This is a genomic window from Paenibacillus sp. FSL L8-0158, assembly GCF_038592965.1.
Classification (GTDB): Bacteria; Bacillota; Bacilli; order Paenibacillales; family Paenibacillaceae; genus Paenibacillus; species Paenibacillus polymyxa_D.
Map to the genome: position 1 here is coordinate 2,336,314 of NZ_CP151949.1, position 19,265 is coordinate 2,355,578.

A 19,265-nucleotide genomic window follows, 5' to 3' on the forward strand; every position below is an offset into this window, starting at 1 on the left:
GCCCCTTATTTTGGGTGTATTATGGGTTACGTTAATTCCTCAGGTAACTTTTAATAACCTCATCTTTATAATGGGAAGAAGGAATATTTCATGGATTCAATGACATTTGTCTTATTTGGAGCGACAGGGGATTTGGCTAAACGCAAAATTTACCCTGCCTTGTATAATTTGTTTGTAGAAGGTAAAATTCCGGCTTCCTTTTCTGTAATTGGGATGGGGCGTCGTGAAGTGGCAGACGAGCAATTTCAAAGTAATGTAGAGCAATCCATTAAGGATTTTTCCAGACACGTGAATGAAGACCGTACACAAATGGATCAGTTCTTAAGTGCTTTCCGTTACAGCGCATTGAACGTCAACCACCCGGAAGATTATAAAAAGCTGCTACAGCTTGCTGAGCAACGTGAAAATGACTTGGGAATTCCGGGGAACCGCATGTTTTACTTATCGGTGGCACCGGAATTTTTTGATGTGATTGCCCTCAATATTCGGGAGAGTGGTTTAGCTGAAACGAAGGGTTGGAAACGGCTCATTATCGAAAAACCATTTGGGCATGATTTGGAATCGGCACGTGAACTGAATGATCGCTTGAGCAGAACCTTTGCTGAGGATGAGATTTATCGTATTGACCATTACTTAGGCAAGCCCATGGTCCAAAACCTTGAAGCCTTAAAATTCGCTAATCCGTTGCTTCAAGGAATATGGAACAATCAATACATCGCCAATGTGCAAATTACCGCTTCTGAGACTGTAGGAGTAGAGGAGCGAGCAGGATACTATGATCACTCCGGAGCTATTCGTGATATGGTACAAAATCACATGCTGCAGGTATTGATGATGGCGGCTATGAACAAGCCGGGACATGTCACGGCTGACCAGGTGCGTGACGAAAAAAGCAAGGTTATGGACGCGCTTCGTGCACTTGATCCTTCTGATATTGCTTCCAACGTGGTTAGAGGCCAATATACCAACGGTGAGATCAACGGAAAAGCAGTTCCTTCCTATAAAGAAGAGCCGGATATCGGACCTGATTCGCAAAATGATACTTTCATTTCAGCTCGTCTATGGATTGACAACGAACAATGGTCGGGTGTGCCGTTCTATATTCGTACCGGCAAACGCATGAAAGAAAAATCTACTCGTATCGTCGTGGAATTCAAAAGGGACAGCACAGATCCTTATGCTGCTCAAGGGCAACCGACTGATCCGAACCTGCTGATCATCCATGTTAACCCAGATGAAAAGGTAACGCTGCGTCTGAACAGTAGAGATCCGCTGAACAATGGTCAACTGGAGACGGTTCTGATGAATTATCATTCCGAGGCCAAGGATGTACCAGAAGCCTATGAACGCCTCATCTTTGATGCGCTGCGCGGCGATTCCACCTTTTTTGCTCATTGGAACGAAGTTGAGCTTTCATGGGTGTGGGTTCAACCTGTACTGGAAGCTTTTGCTCGTGGTGAGGTTCCACTACACACGTATGCAGCAGGCTCTTACGGTCCAGAAGCTTCAGATCAATTGTTAGAGGAGCAAGGCTTTACATGGTGGCTGGACGAAAAAACCGAAAGCTCTGAGAAAGCAGTCGTTCGTTCTTAACAGTAACAAGAAAGTATATACAAAATATGTTTGCTACGGCAGGAGGCCTTTACGATGCAAGTAGGATTAATTGGTTTGGGAAAAATGGGTTTGAATCTCGGGAAAAATTTGATTGATCATAAGCATGAACTTGTCGCTTACGACGTCAATGCAGCCGCCATCCAAGAAATGAAGGATTATGGAGCTAAAGGTGCTTCTACATTGGAAGAGCTTGTACAGGCAACTCAATCCCCTAGAGTATTATGGATTATGGTTCCTCACCAAATTGTTGATTCTGTGCTGGATCAGCTTCAACCGATGTTGTCCAAAGGAGACATCATTATTGAAGGTGGTAATTCTCATTACAAAGAGTCTATTGCTCGTCATGCCCGTCTAAAAGAACATGGTATCAGCTTCATGGATGCTGGAACTTCAGGGGGGATGGAAGGCGCACGCAATGGCGCTTGTTATATGATCGGCGGCGATCCGGAAGCTTGGGCGGTTGTTGAGCCTGTTTTCCGCGACACAGCAGTGGAAAATGGATATCTGTACGCAGGTAAATCCGGAAGCGGACATTTTCTGAAAATGGTTCATAACGGTGTGGAATACGGCATGATGGCTTCCATCGGTGAAGGATTTGAAGTTCTGGAAAAAAGTAACTTTGACTTTGATTATGAACAAGTAGCGCGTGTGTGGAACAACGGTTCTGTTATTCGCTCTTGGTTGATGGGCTTAACTGAACGTGCATTCTCCAAAGATGCAAACCTGGACGAAATCCGTGGGGTTATGCACTCTTCCGGTGAAGGAAAATGGACGGTTGAAGAAGCACTGGACATTCAGGCTGCTACACCGGTCATTGCTTTGTCCTTGCTGATGCGCTACCGGTCTCTTGACGCGGACACGTTCAACGGGAAAGTGGTTGCTGCGCTGCGCAATGAATTTGGCGGTCACGCGGTAGAAAAGAAGTAATAACAATATAAGCTAGTATCTATCCCCGTAGCTTTAAAACTGCGGGGATATTGCTATATGTTTTGTCGTTTATTGGATTTTTGCATAACCCGCATATGCATATTTTTCCTTGTATATCCGCACAATAGGTGAAAAAGGCGGAAGGATGAATAGCATATGTGCAAAAGGTTTTCGTTATCGGCTGATTTGGATGAGGTAAGGAATCATTTTGGTATACAACGGGTGATGTATTATTACAAAACACGCTATAACATGAGTCCCACCCAGCATGTTCCAATTGTGCTGCATCAGAATGGAGAACGGGTACTTGATGAATTTCGCTGGGGATTTATTCCCTACTGGGGCAAGGATTGTGTCAATGCAGACTTGAATACGGTTCGGGTAAATCCGAGTTATCGCAAGATGGCGGAAACCCGACGCTGTATCATTCCATGCAATGGATTTTATTATTGGCGAAAATTAGGTAAACGCATGTGTGCTGTAAGGGTGGTACTGCCGGAACAGAAGATGTTTGCGGTCGCGGGGCTATATGAAGTATGGCAGGATAGTCGTAAGGAGCCTTTACGCACCTGTACGATGATGACAGTTCATGCTAATACGGATATACGTGAATTCGATACCCGTATGCCAGCTATTTTGGAAGCTGATCATATAGATTCATGGCTGGATCCGTCTGTCCAGAACATAGATGAGCTGCTGCCTCTATTGCGCACGTATGAGCAAGGCGACATGAGCATCTATCCAGTGACCCCACTGGTGGCCAATGATGAACATGATAACCGTGAATGTATTCAGGAAATGGATTTGCAGTGGTCCTGGATTAAACCTTAAACGTATGGAGATTTTCATCCATTATTGATCATAAGCTTCCCGCCACCTGCATAGGTATGTATTGGGGAACAAGCGTCATGATCCGGGGAGAGGGGAAACGGCCGAAGGAGTATCTCATATGGGATGGAGGCGATTGGAATGAGTAACGATACACTCATCCAGCTGCTGGTGCTCATGGTGACGATCATCGGTCTGGTCCAAAACCGGTAAGTGGCAGGTTCCAGAAGGCGGGAGAATTGCCGTAGGCAATCTTCCGTTTTTTTTCTGTGTTAAAAAGCTCGCAGATTAAGGAAGCTTACGGTACAATAGATGCTAGGCTACAGGTGACAAGACACCTGAATATACGTCTACATACGATATATTTTTAAGGGAGAGCGAATCATGAGTGACTTAACTTCATTACCACCAGCCAAAAAAAGAAAATTGCTGTTTAGCGCAGGGCTTAGCTGGTTGTTTGATGCTATGGATGTGGGGCTGCTTTCATTTATAGTCGCAGCGTTGGCAAAGGAGTGGCATCTGGGATCTGAGCAAATTGGACTGCTGACTGCAATGAATTCGATAGGAATGGTGTTCGGAGCCGCTTTGGCGGGGATTTTGGCTGATCGTTACGGCAGACGCGCCATATTAGTGTGGACATTGTTGATCTTTTCTATTGCCAGCGGCTTATCCGCTTTGGCGACAGGTCTCGGAATGCTGCTGGTGCTGCGTTTTATTGCTGGTGTAGGCTTGGGCGGCGAATTGCCTGTTGCTTCGACGCTGGTGTCAGAATCAGTCCCTGTGAAAGAACGAGGGAGAGCGGTTGTGCTGCTGGAAAGCTTCTGGGCGGCAGGCTGGATCCTTTCGGCTCTTATTGCTTATTTTGTTATTCCAAAGTATGGTTGGCAAATGGCATTTATTCTCGGGGCAGTACCTGCGCTGTACGCTCTTTATCTGCGTAGAGCTATTGATGATTCACCGCGTTACAAGCAGCAAAGCGTTAAACTTCCGCTACGTGCACGATTGGCTTCGATTTGGTCGGGACCTAATCGCAAGTCTACGCTGATGCTGTGGATTTTATGGTTCACAGTTGTATTTTCATACTACGGCATGTTCCTGTGGCTACCGAGCATTATGTTTATGAAAGGCTTCGAACTGGTTAAAAGCTTTGAATATGTGCTGATCATGACGCTTGCCCAACTACCAGGTTACTTTACCGCCGCCTATCTAATTGAAAAGCTGGGGCGCAAATTCGTACTGATCATCTACTTGCTGCTCACAGCCGTGTCCGCTATTTGGTTTGGCACCTCGGAAACGGCGGGAATGCTGCTAGCTGCTGGTATCTGCTTGTCCTTTTTTAATCTCGGTGCATGGGGAGCCATGTACGCCTATACACCAGAATTGTACCCGACAGCCGTCCGTTCAACCGGTGTGGGTATGGCGGCTGCCTTTGGCCGTATTGGAGGCGTTATCGGGCCTTTTGCGGTCGGTATACTTGTAGGACAGGGCGTAGCGTTGCCATCTATCTTTGTGATTTTCTTCGTAGCTATCTTGATCGGAGCAGCGGCTGTATGGTTGCTGGGTACGGAAACCAAAAACCAGGAGATTGACTAACCTTTACATTCACCTGTGTGAAGATTCATAATATAAGAGAGAGGAGTGACCTGAAATGGAGCATACCTTTCTGCTCAAGGCAGACTGGAACGGGGGGCGCAACAGTGACGGTCGTATTGAGGCTGGACAGTTGCGGACTGCAATTTCGATCCCGGCTGAGATGGGAGGCCCTGGTGTGGGCACCAATCCAGATGAAATGCTGCTCGGGGCCGCCGCTACCTGCTATTTGATTACTTTGGCGGCGATGATGGAGCGCGCGAGTCTCCCGGTGGCGTCACTGGCGCTGGAATCCGAAGGGATTGTCGATGTAACGAACAATATTTTTACATATCGCCGAATTGTGCATCGTCCGCAGGTTCAATTGGCCGCCGATGCGACAGAATCGCAGATCGAACAAGCATTGCGACTGGCAGAGCAGGCAGAAACCTCATGCATGATCTCACGTGCCGTAGCGGGAAATGTGGCGTTGTCCACAGAGCCCGTGGTGGAGCGCGCCTCTTAAAGCGATATCTGTAACAGGAGCAATCATTCTAATTGCCCATCATTTTTATAATCCAAGGAGGACACAACCATGACAGCACAACAAAAATTGCTCGTATTCGCAGGCTCTTACGCCGAATTGGAAGGTAACGGAGTTTATTCGTACACTTTTAATGAACAGACAGGAGCACTTACACTACAGGATGAGTTCTCCGGCTTGAAAAATCCTACATTCCTGAATGTGGACGTCAAAAATCGGAAGCTGTATTCCATTGGGGAGACGACTTCTGCTGCAGGTGCAAAAGTAGGCGAAGCTTCTGCTTTCGAAATTGACCCAGTTAAAGGAACATTTACATTGCTGAATCGTGCGGAAAACGTGGGTGCAACAACTTGCCACATTCAGCGTGATCCATCTGATCGTTACCTTATTGTTGTCAGCTACCACGGAGGTATGGTGGGACTGGTGTCTCTGACTGAGGACGGACGTATTGGTGAGTTGCTGGATGTTAAACAGCACGAGGGCAAAGGAGCGCACCCTGAGCGTCAGGATCGTCCACATCCACATTCCAGTTTCTTTAGTCCAGATGGGCGCTTCCTGTTCGTACAAGATCTCGGCCTGGATCTGATCCGTGTTTACACCATTGATGACAGCAAAGGACAACTGGTGCTTCATGGTGAAACGAAAACCCATGCAGGTGCAGGTCCACGTCATTTGACGTTCCACCCAAATGGTAAATTTGCTTTTGTCATTAACGAAGTGGATTCTTCCATTACTTCTTTTGCATATGATGCAGAGGCCGGTAAGCTCACTGAGCTTGAGAGCGTACCGACATTGCCGTCTGACTTTACAGGTGAAAACACAACTGCTGAAGTTGCGATTTCGGAGGATGGAGCTTATCTGTACGGTTCCAACCGTGGGCATGACAGCATTGTGGTATACGCTGTAGACGGAGCAACTGGCAAGCTGAGCTTGGTCGAGCATGTATCTGCCGAAGGAGAGCATCCACGCCATTTTGCTTTGACTCCAAATGGTGACCATATGCTCGTGGCCAACCGCGACACCAATAACATCGTTACGTTCAAAGTGGACAAGGCAAGTGGACGCTTGACCTACACCGGGCAACAAGTAACCGTGTCCAAGCCAGTATGCGTACAGCCTTTTTACTTTTCTGTATAAAGTTTGATAGAGGCTGGATGAATAAGTAACAGTATACGGGTAGTGACCGCTACGAGAACGGATCATTCTTCCGATCGCTGTTGCCCCCAGATTTCTTGTTTGTATGTTCAAGGGTAGAAATCCAGGGGCAGAGGCGAACGCTCCGCTTCTTCAGAACGATTCCGTCCTCTCCGCTGCTTTGGTGCTTTTGGCAACTTTTAAGGTTACTTGGATTAATCAAATATAAAAAAAAATCTTGAGAATTACGACCGTAGGTTTTAAACCTGCGGGCGTTTTTCTTTTTATGACCTCTTTATTTTTAAAGAAGTCATTACCTACGAAAATAATATAAAATTTTAAGGTTACAAATAAGATACGAATAATATCGGTAGGAAAAGGGTACATATGTTATAAGCAGAACAATGATCCCTAATGCAAGTCTAGGACAAGCATTGCAAATTCAATATAAGGATTAGAAGATTTCTTAAATGGAAGTTTAATTTAAGGCTCAGTATAGAGATCAAGCCTCTAACTTCACAAGGATGGTAGAGATGAACTGAGTAACGAAGCGGGCAGATGGATTTCGGAGAAGCGGTAGCGTTCGCCTTTGGAACCTGATTTTAACCATTAAAAATATAATTCAAAAAATCAGGTTCCAACAGCGATCGGAGAAACCATCTGTTTGCGTAGTGGGCCGCACAGACCGATAAGAGTATTAAAGGAGGGATTCACATGAAAATTATCATTACACAAAAGGAAGCCGTCGACAAAGGAATATGGACAGAGATCATGGGGATGTTTGCTGTAACCAAAGAGGACGAAGTATGGCAAAATGAAGAGTTTATTCTCACCGAAGAACAGGCACGTCAGGTCGGGTTGTTAAGATAGCAAAGATAAATAGGACATGTTATCAAGTTTTAAGACCAAGTCTTAAAAAATCGTAACTTCTTTTTTATGTATCTGATACACTTTTTAACCGTGCAACGTTTATGATAAGTACACAAGGGTAATGAAGCTTACAGACACCGTGTACATACCCAAACGGCAAGGAGAGATCAGACATGATGAAACTAGCTTCGAAATGGACCGTATTGGCTTTAATGATGATGCTGATTACGACGGCAGGAGCAACAGCGCAAGGCTACACGCCTGTCGCAGCTGCTGAAAATCAGGAGACCGTATATATAAACCAAATGGAGATTCGTGACGGACAAATTTATTTATCGGCAGACCCGATTGAATGGTATGAAGGCGCGGCGGCAGACAAAGCATTTGTGGAGCATGAAGGAAATACAGGATTGGATGGAGCGCCGGATGGCTACTACATCGTAAACAATTCCGTGCAAAATGACGTGTATCAGGTTGCACCAGATGCTTCGGTAGAGGTGCAGATTTATGATCACACGGGTAACATAGAAGATACAGACGTACAATGGAACGAATCGATTCCGCTGGTACAGTTTGAGAAAGATTTTGCTAAAAAGGACGTCCTGGACCTCAGTCAATTTCCATACCATGTTACGCTTCGTGACGGTAAAGTTGTAAAAATCGTGCAGCAATTCATTCCTTAAAATAGAAGTAATCGTAATCTCATATCACAAACACGTGCTTCACTTGATTACAGATCAGGGGGGCACGTGTTTTTATACTTTATAACAAAAAAGAGGATATCCAGCCCATATAGGGCGCGGATATCCTCTTCTCTTCATAATATATGATTAGAACGATTTTGCTGTGTCTACTGCACGTTGTACAGCAGAAGCAACGATTTCTTGTGCTTGGTCTGGAGCTTGGTTATGTCCTTCCAGTACAACCTTCACAATGTCTTTCACTCCGAAGAAGGATAAGATGTTGCTCATGAAGTTCAAAGACATTTCAGCTGCAGCAGCTGGTCCTTCGGAATAAACGCCGCCTCTTGCATTCAACAGGGCTACTTTAGTTTCAGTTACGAGACCGACAGGACCTTCAGCAGTGTATTTGAATGTTTTACCAGCTTGGTTCAGGTAGTCAATGTACGTATGCAGTACAGCTGGAATCGTCATGTTCCAGAGCGGGAAAGCAAATACGACTTTGTCTGCTGCCAGGAATTGATCTAGGTAGCCATTAGCGATGTTTGCCAGGCGAGCTTCTTCTGCGTTCAGCTCCATGCCTCTAGCGGATTTGAACGTGCCGTTGATCATGTTAGCGTTCAAATAAGGAAGCTCGACGGAGAACAGGTCCAGCTCAGTGATTTCATCAGATGGGTGGGAAGATTTGTAGCTCTCCACGAATGCGTTATACAATTTAACTGTTGCAGATTCTTCAGCTGTACGATCATTAGCTTTGACAAATAATACTTTAGACATAATTTATTTCCCCCTAAGTAAGTTGAATAAGTAAGTTAAGTTAGTAAGTTACCACGTAATATTACAATATAAAGATAATATCTGTCAACGCTTTTATATTAAATTTACTTTGAAAAGCTACTTTATTTTTTACACTGTAAAATTTAAGTGTTTCTTTTGCAAAATATCAGTTTTGCGGTAAAATTTAAATGTAAAGTCTAATGAAGAGAATAGTTTAAGTAGGCGAGAAGGAAATGAACATGGTGCCAGCAAGATTTGGTACCATAGTTGAACGAAAAAAGGTGAGTAGCTTGAAGATAGGTTTTTTTGATTCAGGATTGGGTGGAATTACAGTATTGTCCGAGGCACTAAGACGTTTGCCAAACGAAAATTTTGTATACATGGCGGATACCCTTCATGTGCCTTACGGGACGAAAACTCCCCAAGAGGTGCTTGGTTATGTCAAGGCTTCAGTGCAAACGATTCTAAAAGAAGATGTTAAGGCACTGGTGATTGCCTGCAATACGGCTACAAGTATCGCGGTTGCGGAGCTAAGGAAGGAATATCCTATTCCGATTATTGGTATGGAGCCAGCTGTGAAGCCAGCGGTCGAGATGAACCGGGCTAATGGTAAAAGAGTTCTGGTGTTAGCCACACCATTGACGTTGAAACAATCTTGTTATGCAGCACTGGTATCCAGAGTTGACGATCATGGGAGCGTGGACTCACTACCTCTGCCGGAGCTAGTACATTATTGCGAACAGTTGAATTTTGACCGGGCAGAAATGTCCGAATATTTTAACCGTGTGCTGTCTTCGTTCAATCTCGACATATATGGTACGGTGGTATTGGGATGTACTCATTATCCTTTTTATAAGGAAATTCTAAGGGAACTACTACCTTCTCATATTCAGTTAATTGACGGGAGCCAGGGAACAGTTAGACGGTTGAAACAGGTGTTGTCTGAGCGTAATTTGCTGGAACCTTCGCCAAAATCCAGTCCATCGCAGGAGGGACACATTACATTTTTATGTTCTAGTCAGGATGAGGCCTATGTGCGCAAGATGGAGCGGGCGCTTGAAATCTACACGGAGCATGAAAAGATTTATCTTTAAAAGAAGAGCGGCTGGCGAACGTGTGGGATTAGCTTAATGAAATATCCAAATCGCCAGCCGCATTGTGGATCAGACGCATGGAGGGAGGCGTGAAATGGACGTTCACCTAATCCTGAATGAGCTTTATGCAGCAGGCGTGCTCGAAGGCCATATGCAAAATCTCAAACCGCTGACCGGCGGTACTTCGAGCGAAGTGGTCCTTGTCATGGATGGTACCAGGCCTCGATATGTGATTAAGCAAAATGATCCTGCGATTGTAAAAGCCGAGGCGGAATTTTTACATACCTATGTACGGATTGAGAAACTATCGCGTTTGGTTTATGTAGATCCGTTGCACCGTTATTTGGTATACACGTTCAGGTCAGGGCTCACACAGTATCATGGACGAAACAAAAGCGATTTGTTGCTTCATCTGGCGACGGAGGTGATCTCGCACTATAAGCCTTTTGGTGAGGAACGTCATTATGGTTATCCGGACCACCCGTTTGTGGAATGGAGAGATTTTCTGCTGCACAGAACGAAGGAATCTGGAAAGATCATACAAGATATTTTACCCCATGAGGATCACCGTTTCGTTCATACCCTTGTGGCTGGATCGCCGCAACGGAATATTAAATATTTGCTTCATGGTGACTGTGGAGTACATAATTTTGTGTTTACCGAAAATGGCACATTGACGGGTATTATTGATCCTGATCCCGTGGTGGGAGAACCCCTATATGATCTGATATACGCCTTTTGTTCTTCACCGGATAGGCTGACCATCGATACCATTTTGCCTTCCTTAGAGAAGCTTGAGCCGGAGATGACAGGGGAATATGAGCTGAACAGGGAGGTACTACAGGGATTATATTTTCGTATAGCCACCTGCATTCGTCATCATCCGGAAGATCTCGATCAATATACAGAAGCGTGGACCTATTGGCTTAACAGGATTCGCTGTAAGGAAGAGGGAATATGAGCATACAAGGATGGAATCATATTTGCTTTTCGGTACCAGATTTGGAGAAATAGATACATTTTTATCAAAAAGTACTAGAGCATATCAAAAAACTTGATTTTTAACCCAATGCAGATAGATGCAAGCAACAGAAATAATACTCCACTCCAGGTAATCAGGTGTGTTCCCATCTGTGATAGAAACCATCCGCCTAAGGTGGTGCCAATCGTGACACCTAAATTTGCAAAGGAGACAAACAAGCTATTAGCAAATTCAGGTGCTTCTGAGGCCCCCGAAGTTAACCAAGTTTGACTTACAATCAGACCGCCGGTAAAAACAGCCCCCCATATAATTATTATTATAATCATGGGAATGTAGTAACTCCCGATATAATATATCAGAAAATAGATGGACCCAAGCACAAGGGGATAAAAAATAATTGTTTTTACCATGTTTCTGCTTAAATATTTAGCGGTTTGCATATTGCCAATGATACCGCTCGCGCCAAAAAGAATTAACATGATACTTACTATTTTACCGCTCATACCTGTTACTACTTCGAGATATTCAGCAAAATAGGAATAGACAGAGTATAAGGACGCTAGGATAAAACAAGCGGCTGCGACGTTAAGCCATAGTTGTGGTTTTGCCAAAACATTCAATTGTTTGCCAAAGGTCAACTTTCCCTCAACCGGTAGAGATGGAATAAAAAATAAAATTCCAAGTAGTGCAATTGCATTGATGACTGAAGAAAAAAGAAATGCAGCTTCAAGTGAAAACTGATCCCCGATAAAAGATGTGACCGGAACGCCCAATACCATCCCTATAGTTAACCCGTTAAAAACTTTAGCCACCGCTATGGCACTTTGTTCTTTTGAGACAGAGCTTGCAGCTGCTGCAAATGCTACAGAGAAATAAACTGGATGAAGAAAAGCGGGTAAAAGTCGAAACATCATCAAGGCATTATAACTCGGAGCAAAGGCGGAAAAAAGAGTAGAAATTGTAAAAACAACAAGTACGCCAGCCAAAATTTTTTTTCGATTTATTCCAGAAAATAAAAGAGTCATGAACAGACCGGAAATTGCAATGATCAAAGCAAACATGCTTACGAGCATACCCGCCTGAGATGGGCTTATTTGGAAATTGGTGGTGATTCTCGGCAAAATGCCTACTATGCCAAATTCTGTATTTGTAATGCCAAATACGCCGAGAGCAATAGCATATGTGGGAAATGACTTATTCAAGCGCAAGTGAGATCATCCTTTCATTATACAATTACAAACTAATCGCATGTGTTTAGTTGGTATTCAGATAAAAACTCTTAAACACCAAATGAAAAACAGCAAAGAACTCATTCCAATTGATGTATTGTGAGTTTTATAGAGAAAATCTGTTCTACTTACTCGGAAATTCTTGCTTTAATTGGTAATTGTTTTCCATCTCCTTATACGTCACGATTTTATCAGCGAGTAAATCAAGATTATTCTGGAGTTCCATTATTTTCTTTTGAACTTCTTTATAGTGTTCTTCGAGAAGAATCCTCCTTGCAGTTAGAGTTGAATCACCTTGCCTCCGAAGTTCGGCGATTTCTAGCATTTTGGTAATCGACATTCCAGTGGCTTTAAGACGAGTTAGAAACTTAATCCAAGTAACGTCCGCTGAAGAATAACAACGATACCCATTTTCATTGCGATCAATGGAACACAGAAGACCTATATTCTCATAATAGCGAAGGGTGTGGACACTAAGACCTGTAACAGTTGCGACTTGTCGAATGGTTAATAACTTTTCCATGAAACAAAGTATATACCTTTGAGTAAACTCTAAGGCAAGTCTTTTTTGTTATATTGATCTCTGTAATAGTTGTAGTAGGTCATGTACGACTTGATTTCTCGTTTAACTTCGTCCAGGGTGGTACATGTTTTTGCCCTTTGAGGCCGGTAGGTGGCGTCTTTCCCCGGAAAGGCCCACCTACATGATAGCCAACTTTAAACCGAGCCTGGTTACTGCGTATCGCCAATCATGCCCTTTTGGGAAAAACTTTGCAAGAGAACGTTTCCATTATTCAGCGTCGGAGCTGACAAAATCCATCCTAGCCGGTGAAGCACTTCCAGCAACCGCGTAGGAACATGCAAAGATTAGGATCCCCCATGTTTTACACTGCTGTCCCGAATTTCTAACTGATGCGATATGGACCAGTGGACAGCCGCCAATTCCTCTCCTTTAATAAGCTTAATGAGATTGCGGGCGGCGACCATGCCCAGTTCGGATGCTGAATATCGGACAGTTGACAATTTAGGCCGGATTATTGTAGCCATATCAATGTCGTCAAATCCCAAGAAAGAGACCTGTTCAGGTATTTTCACCCCATTCTCGGCCAGAAAGTTCATAGCGCCTATGGCAATTCGGTCCGTCGCGCAGAACACCGCACTGGGCAATGGGCCTGAATGATAAAGTTTTCTCATAGAGGTTACGCCGTCTTCAACTGAAAAGCCGCTTTCCAACACACGTTCGGGACGTACTGGCAGGTGAGCGGCCTTCAATGCCTGTTCATAGCCCAAAAAACGCTGATTGCCCACTGAAATATCTCCCGCAGCTCCCCGCAGCATCGCGATATCCTGATGTCCCTGCTGAATTAGATAAGTTACCGCTTCAAAAGCAGCCGTTATGTTGTCAACATGTACGGAAGGAATGGATTTGTCTCGAAAATCCCGTCCTACAAGGATGCAGGGAATTCCCGCCGCTTCAATGAGCGCGTATAGCGCATCCCGGATTCCGTCTACCGATATGATAATTCCGCTCGCCTGCATTTCACGGAACATATTGTAATAGTGTATTTCAGAGTCCGCGTCCCCCCCTGACAAGGCGATTATGACATCGAAGCCGTATAGATGCGCTACTTGATTGATGCCTTCAACCATGTTATCAAAGACGTTGTTTTTAATCTCGGGTAGAAGTACTCCAATCAGAGATGTATTATTCTTTACCAGTGTCCGTGCTATGGCATTTGGACGGAATTGAGTGGCTTCAAGGACATCTAGAACTCGTTTGCGTATTTCACTGTTCACCGTCTGGCTGTTATTGATCACTCTGGAAACCGTTGAAATGGAGACGTTGGCCATTCGAGCCACATCTTTTATAGTCATTTTCATTGTACACACCGACTTTCAAGCAAGTATTTATTTAGAAAAAGGTTCTCAAAGTGAATTGAATTTATTATATCAGTTTATTGAATTGTTTATTGAGTTTAACAAAGATTCCAGAGCAAAGAAAGCGCTTGACCTTGGTTTATAGGGAGAGTATAATCAACTCCGGAAAACGTTTTCTAGTATTTTCTGGACATAAATGATTGTTTTTACCAAATAACTAGCTTAATTCAAGGTATTTCGGCTTGTTTTTTTGATTATCAAGAAAACGTTTTCCTTACGGCTTGGGATTGTAGAGAATAACAAGGGAAAAGGAGCATGAGCATGAGAAGTTCGAGCGATATTGTTGTAATGGGAAATGAGGCTTCAAAGCAAACCGGTTCAAATATTACGCTAAAAGAAAAGATGGGTTATGGATTCGGTGATTTTGCCAGCCAGTTGCTGTTTGCCGCCGCAATGACTTTTCTGTCCTACTTTTACACAGATGTAATCGGGATCAGCGCCGGGGTCATTGGTACTTTAATGCTAGTTGCGCGTGTACTGGATGCGTTTATTGATGTCGCGATTGGGGCTTTGATCGATAAAACGAAGAGCAGACACGGGAAGGCCCGTCCTTGGTTACTGTGGATGTCCGGGCCATTTGCGTTGTCTGGAGTTCTCTTGTTCACGGTTCCAAGTGGAAATATGACGATCACTATTCTATACATTTACGTTACCTATCTGCTGATGAACATTATCTATTCCAGCATTAATGTCCCTTATGGTGTGCTTAATTCCATGATAACGCAGGATTCTTACCAGCGTTCTCTGCTTAATATTTTTCGTATGTCTCTAGCGAATATTGGTGCCTTGCTAATTAATTATTTCACCCTCCCGTTAGTGAAGTCGTTTGGCGGCGGTCAAAAGGGGTGGATTTTCACCTTTATTCTGTTTGGTTTGCTCGGAACCTTCTTATTTCTCGTTACCTTCTTCAGTACCAAGGAAAGGGTTACTCCATCTGTTGTACAGAAGCCAATTCCGTTTGGACGTGCTTTTGGAGCGCTGATGCGTAATAAGTATTGGAAATTGATTCTTGGGTTTGCTGTGGTCTATTTCATAAATAACTCACTGGGCACAGGTATGAATATTTACTACGCACGTTATGTGTTAAAAGACGCCAATCTGATTGGGGTGCTCGGCATATCCTTACTCCTTCCTTCCCTGCTTGGTTATCTGTTATTGCCTCCCGTCGTCAAGCGGATCGGGAAACGAAATTCATCCATTATCGGAAGTATCCTCCTGATTGTGGGATCGCTTGTTATTGCCGTCAGTCCCGCAAGTCTTATGGCGGTCTGCCTGGGACTCGTTATTAAAGCGCTTGGACATGCCGCTATTCTCGGAACCTTCTTTGCCATGTTGTCAGATACCATTGAGTATGGCGAATGGAAGACAGGGATGCGCACCGAAGGACTGGTGTACAGTGCGGGTAGTTTCGGCACAAAAGCGGGAGGCGGTTTCGGAGCGGCACTCATCGGTTGGGGACTGGCATTGGGAGGATATGCTGGTGGACAAGCTACAATCAGTGCCACAGCGCTAGCGTCTATTCATTTCATGTTTATCTACGTTCCAATTATCTTGGCTGGCCTGCAAATTTTATTTCTGGCATTTTACAACCTAGATAAATTATTTCCGGGTATTGTCAAAGAGCTTGAATTCTTAAAAAACGCTAAATAAGGAGAGGAAAGCAAAGGGAGAAGAAATGGTGGAAAGAAGCCGTATTCAAACCATTATCCACTAAAATTTTCCCTAAAATCTTTGCTTCCTTTATATAGATGGGATCATTTCTCGTACTAAATACAAAACACTTTGCTTAAAAATTCGGGAGTGTTTTATCCCTTTTACTTCCTTTTCAGTTTCTATTCTTTGAATCTCATATTTATCAGAACTATAAAGTAGGTCAACTAAGGTTATGAAGCTCAATGATCCGAGAAGCTCCTACCTTTAGGCTTAGGAAACGTTAGCTGAATAAAAGAGCGGTAGTCTAGAATTTTAACTATGAAAACCGACGATGTTTTTTTCTTGACCAGTTCAAAAAAAGGACTATAACATCAATCTTGATGATGTTATAGTCTTTTTTTTGATAAGAAATTATTATTTTAACGAGGTCTACCTGAACGAAAACCACAAGGAGGACGTCCTGCAGTGGACAATCGAATCATGTTGAATACCACACTTATCAAGCTGAGAGCTTTCAATGTCACCATTTTGCCCGGACGAGAACGGAATGAACAGGACAAAAGGTCGGTCTATTTTACAGATCCAGACGGACATAAGTATGAATTCCACACAGGACAATTGCAGGACCGCCTGGAATATTATAAAATGAAAAAGCATATGACTTTTTTTGAATGAGTAATTGTTATCGATATAAATGATATAAGTAATAAGTAGGTAATGATTGGGTTCGCATTTAGGAGGAATACGGAAGAATGTCACTGTCTCAGGAAAACGCTTCCAAGCAAGCGCAAGCCGTTAAAACGATGACGGTTTTTGCAATCACTTGGCCGATCTTTATAGAGATGTTGTTTCATATTTTGATGGGTAGCGTGGATACGTTCATGCTAAGCCATGTTTCTGATGAGGTTGTATCGGCTGTGGGTGTATCCAGACAGTTAATTGAATTTACGATTATACTGTTCAATCTGCTTGGTCTTGGTGTAGGTGTGATCATTGCTCAGCTATTGGGGGCGCAAAAGCATGTGGATGCAAGCCGTGTTACGGCTTCGGCACTAACCTTTAATCTGGTGTTTGGTCTGGCGCTGAGTTCGATGTTTATTGTGAGCCGGGATTTTTTGCTATCCTTTTACCATATTACCCCGACGATTAAGGAAAATGCAGAGATTTATATGATGCTGGCAGGGGGTTCGCTATTTCTGGAAGCGCTCATGCTAACCGCAGGTCCGGTTATTCGATCGCATGGTTTTACCAAAGATACGATGATCGTGGGCATTGGTATGAATATTTTACATATTGTAGGAAATGCATTGCTCATTTATGGCTGGTTTGGTCTGCCGCAGATGGGAGTGGCGGGAGCAGCGATTTCAACGGTTATTAGCCGTGCTGTAGCATGTGTCTGGATTTTTCTATTGCTGTACAAGCGTGTAAGTGCGCCGATTCGCATACGGTATTATGTACAGCTCCAATGGAGTAAGCTGGTAGCCATCCTGAAGATTGGTATTCCGGCCGGGCTGGAATGGTTGTCCTATCAGCTTAGTCAAATGATGGTGACCCGATTTGTCAGCTTTATGGGTACAACGGCGATTGCAACTCATTTTTATACGAATACGATTGTATACTTTTTTATGGTATTTGGAATGGCCGTAGGTGAGGGGACAGAGATTATTGTTGCCCGCCTGATTGGAGCAGGAGACAAGGAAAAGGCGTATCATCAACTTTTACGAAGCCTGAAATGGTCTTTGGTCATTACAATTTTGGTGATCGTAGCAGTATCCTTTTTCCGATATGAAGTGATGGCGATCTTTACGGATGAGCCAGCAATTATTCAATTGGGGGCAGCAATTTTGCTGTTCTGTATATTGCTGGAGCCGGGCCGTGTATTCAACCACGTGGTCATTAACTCCTTGCGAGCAGCGGGAGATGTTCAGTTCCCGTTAATGATGGCCATTATTTCAATGTGGGGGATAAAAATCCCATTAGCATATGTGCTGGGCATTCATTTGGGATATGATGTGCTGGGTGTGTGGATTGCACATGCCTGCGATGAGTGGGTACGAGGTATTTTTCACTATTTACGCTGGAAAGGTCGGAAGTGGCAGCACAAGTCGCTGTTATCTAAGGCTGAGCTTCAGGCGGAATCAGTCTAAGGCTGAAAGAAGAGATTCTACAACAGACATTCTCCAAGCGAATTGGGGAATGTCTCTTTTTTTACAAAAATAAGCAAAACGGGGATGTTAAAACTTTTCAAAAATTGCTAGAATATAGTAACCTCGAATGTAGTAGAGGTTTTCAAAGTTTCAGAGTTTCAAAGACGGATGGTTTCCGATTGAATCCATGAAGGAGGGAATAGGATGGAACGTAAAGTGCATATCATTCCTTACCAAGTGATCAAGCAGGAGCAACAAGTGAATGAAATACCGCGAGGTGTAGAGCTGATTCAGGCTCCTGCGGTATGGAACCAGACTCGAGGCCGAGGCGTGAAGGTGGCGGTGCTGGACACGGGCTGTGATTCGGACCATCCTGATTTGAAGGCGCGCATTATTGGCGGCCGGAATTTCACGGATGATGATGATGGTGATCCGGAAATTTTCAAGGATTACAACGGTCACGGTACACATGTGGCAGGTACCATTGCGGCAGCAGAAAATGCGGATGGTGTCGTGGGTGTTGCTCCAGAGGCAGACCTGCTCATCATCAAAGTGCTAAACAAGCAGGGCTCCGGTCAATATGACTGGATTATTCAAGGCATCTATTATGCGATTGAGCAAAAGGCGGATATCATATCGATGTCACTTGGCGGTCCAGAGGATGTGCCTGAGCTGCATGAAGCAGTAAAAAAGGCTGTAGCTAGCCAAATCTTGGTCATCTGTGCAGCTGGAAATGAGGGAGACGGTGACGATAGAACGGACGAACTCGGCTACCCGGGCTGCTATAATGAAGTGATTAGCGTAGGTGCTATCAATTTTGACAGGCATGCCTCTGAATTCAGTAATTCTAATAATGAGGTGGATTTGGTTGCACCGGGAGAAGATATTTTGTCTACCGCTCCGGGCGGCAAATATGCGACTTTTAGCGGAACTTCGATGGCTACTCCGCACGTTGCAGGTGCATTGGCGTTGATTAAGCAGCTGGCGAATGCGAGCTTTGAGCGTGATCTCACCGAACCGGAATTATACGCACAACTCATCAAACGCACGATTCCACTCGGCAATTCTCCTAAGCTGGAGGGCAACGGTCTACTGTACCTGACAGCTGTGGAGGAGCTCTCTCGTATTTTCGACGCACAGCGTGTAGCGGGAATACTAACTGCAGGATCATTGAAGGTTAAATAAACCATAACTTCGAATATAGAGCGGCTCTCCTGTAGGGAGAGTCGTTTTTTTTGGATTTCAAGTCTTAGGAAAAACTCCATTTACATTGCATTCA

18 protein-coding genes and 2 pseudogenes are annotated in these 19,265 nt (G+C 44.1%); 14 read left to right on the forward strand and 6 right to left on the reverse strand.

Going from position 1 to position 19,265, the window contains the following annotated elements; translation table 11 throughout:
* Positions 1-90 precede the first annotated feature (90 nt).
* From zwf to NSQ68_RS10860, 8 genes are all read left to right on the forward strand, one after another.
* On the forward strand, positions 91-1,593 hold the full coding sequence (gene zwf / locus NSQ68_RS10825; RefSeq protein WP_342428800.1) for a glucose-6-phosphate dehydrogenase: 1,503 nt from the start codon (positions 91-93) through the stop codon (positions 1,591-1,593).
* A gap of 54 nt (positions 1,594-1,647) precedes the next feature.
* Entirely contained in the window at positions 1,648-2,541 is an 894-nt protein-coding gene (gnd, locus tag NSQ68_RS10830; RefSeq protein ID WP_029519049.1) for a phosphogluconate dehydrogenase (NAD(+)-dependent, decarboxylating), read from the forward strand.
* A 156-nt stretch (positions 2,542-2,697) separates the two neighbouring features.
* Positions 2,698-3,372 carry an SOS response-associated peptidase gene (locus NSQ68_RS10835; protein ID WP_342428801.1) on the forward strand — a complete coding sequence of 225 codons (675 nt, stop codon included), beginning with the start codon at positions 2,698-2,700 and terminating at the stop codon, positions 3,370-3,372.
* A gap of 381 nt (positions 3,373-3,753) precedes the next feature.
* Positions 3,754-4,962: an MFS transporter gene (locus tag NSQ68_RS10840; RefSeq protein WP_342428802.1), complete on the forward strand. Its 1,209-nt coding sequence runs from the start codon at positions 3,754-3,756 to the stop codon at positions 4,960-4,962.
* A 55-nt stretch (positions 4,963-5,017) separates the two neighbouring features.
* A complete protein-coding gene (locus NSQ68_RS10845; RefSeq protein WP_013310026.1) occupies positions 5,018-5,464 on the forward strand; it encodes an OsmC family protein in 447 nt (148 codons plus the stop codon).
* Between the two features lie 69 nt (positions 5,465-5,533).
* Positions 5,534-6,619: a lactonase family protein gene (locus NSQ68_RS10850; protein ID WP_342428803.1), complete on the forward strand. Its 1,086-nt coding sequence runs from the start codon at positions 5,534-5,536 to the stop codon at positions 6,617-6,619.
* Positions 6,620-7,330: 711 nt separating this feature from the next.
* Positions 7,331-7,486, forward strand: a complete 156-nt coding sequence (locus NSQ68_RS10855; RefSeq protein WP_023988309.1) for a hypothetical protein — start codon at positions 7,331-7,333, stop codon at positions 7,484-7,486.
* Positions 7,487-7,659: 173 nt separating this feature from the next.
* Positions 7,660-8,169 carry a hypothetical protein gene (locus NSQ68_RS10860; RefSeq protein WP_342428804.1) on the forward strand — a complete coding sequence of 170 codons (510 nt, stop codon included), beginning with the start codon at positions 7,660-7,662 and terminating at the stop codon, positions 8,167-8,169.
* Between the two features lie 147 nt (positions 8,170-8,316).
* Here NSQ68_RS10860 and NSQ68_RS10865 read toward each other — a convergent pair whose 3' ends face one another.
* Positions 8,317-8,943: an FMN-dependent NADH-azoreductase gene (locus NSQ68_RS10865; RefSeq protein WP_307350093.1), complete on the reverse strand. Its 627-nt coding sequence runs from the start codon at positions 8,941-8,943 to the stop codon at positions 8,317-8,319.
* Positions 8,944-9,182: 239 nt separating this feature from the next.
* Between NSQ68_RS10865 and murI the strand changes: the two genes are divergently transcribed.
* Both murI and NSQ68_RS10875 read left to right on the forward strand, forming a co-directional pair.
* Positions 9,183-10,037, forward strand: a complete 855-nt coding sequence (gene murI, locus NSQ68_RS10870; protein ID WP_307350095.1) for a glutamate racemase — start codon at positions 9,183-9,185, stop codon at positions 10,035-10,037.
* 94 nt (positions 10,038-10,131) lie between these two features.
* Positions 10,132-10,998, forward strand: a complete 867-nt coding sequence (locus NSQ68_RS10875) for an aminoglycoside phosphotransferase family protein (protein ID WP_342428805.1) — start codon at positions 10,132-10,134, stop codon at positions 10,996-10,998.
* 74 nt (positions 10,999-11,072) lie between these two features.
* Here NSQ68_RS10875 and NSQ68_RS10880 read toward each other — a convergent pair whose 3' ends face one another.
* From NSQ68_RS10880 to NSQ68_RS10900, 5 genes and pseudogenes are all read right to left on the reverse strand, one after another.
* The gene (locus tag NSQ68_RS10880; protein WP_342428806.1) at positions 11,073-12,227 is read right to left on the reverse strand and encodes an MFS transporter; all 1,155 of its coding nucleotides are present in this window, start codon (positions 12,225-12,227) and stop codon (positions 11,073-11,075) included.
* A 145-nt stretch (positions 12,228-12,372) separates the two neighbouring features.
* Positions 12,373-12,771 carry a MerR family transcriptional regulator gene (locus tag NSQ68_RS10885; RefSeq protein ID WP_342428807.1) on the reverse strand — a complete coding sequence of 133 codons (399 nt, stop codon included), beginning with the start codon at positions 12,769-12,771 and terminating at the stop codon, positions 12,373-12,375.
* A 29-nt stretch (positions 12,772-12,800) separates the two neighbouring features.
* Positions 12,801-12,890, reverse strand: a pseudogene (locus NSQ68_RS10890) (hypothetical protein); the annotation flags it as partial.
* 90 nt (positions 12,891-12,980) lie between these two features.
* Positions 12,981-13,112, reverse strand: a complete 132-nt coding sequence (locus NSQ68_RS10895) for a hypothetical protein (RefSeq protein WP_342428808.1) — start codon at positions 13,110-13,112, stop codon at positions 12,981-12,983.
* A 3-nt stretch (positions 13,113-13,115) separates the two neighbouring features.
* Complete coding sequence (locus tag NSQ68_RS10900; RefSeq protein ID WP_342428809.1) at positions 13,116-14,129, reverse strand: LacI family DNA-binding transcriptional regulator; 1,014 nt, start codon at positions 14,127-14,129, stop codon at positions 13,116-13,118.
* Positions 14,130-14,447: 318 nt separating this feature from the next.
* Between NSQ68_RS10900 and NSQ68_RS10905 the strand changes: the two genes are divergently transcribed.
* The 4 genes and pseudogenes from NSQ68_RS10905 (at position 14,448) to NSQ68_RS10920 (ending at position 19,171) form a co-directional block, all read left to right on the forward strand.
* The gene (locus NSQ68_RS10905; RefSeq protein WP_342428810.1) at positions 14,448-15,836 is read left to right on the forward strand and encodes a glycoside-pentoside-hexuronide (GPH):cation symporter; all 1,389 of its coding nucleotides are present in this window, start codon (positions 14,448-14,450) and stop codon (positions 15,834-15,836) included.
* A 519-nt stretch (positions 15,837-16,355) separates the two neighbouring features.
* A pseudogene (locus NSQ68_RS10910) lies at positions 16,356-16,514 on the forward strand (metallothiol transferase FosB); the annotation flags it as partial.
* A 77-nt stretch (positions 16,515-16,591) separates the two neighbouring features.
* Positions 16,592-17,986: an MATE family efflux transporter gene (locus NSQ68_RS10915; RefSeq protein WP_342428811.1), complete on the forward strand. Its 1,395-nt coding sequence runs from the start codon at positions 16,592-16,594 to the stop codon at positions 17,984-17,986.
* Positions 17,987-18,190: 204 nt separating this feature from the next.
* Complete coding sequence (locus tag NSQ68_RS10920) at positions 18,191-19,171, forward strand: S8 family peptidase (RefSeq protein ID WP_342428812.1); 981 nt, start codon at positions 18,191-18,193, stop codon at positions 19,169-19,171.
* Positions 19,172-19,265: the final 94 nt, after the last annotated feature.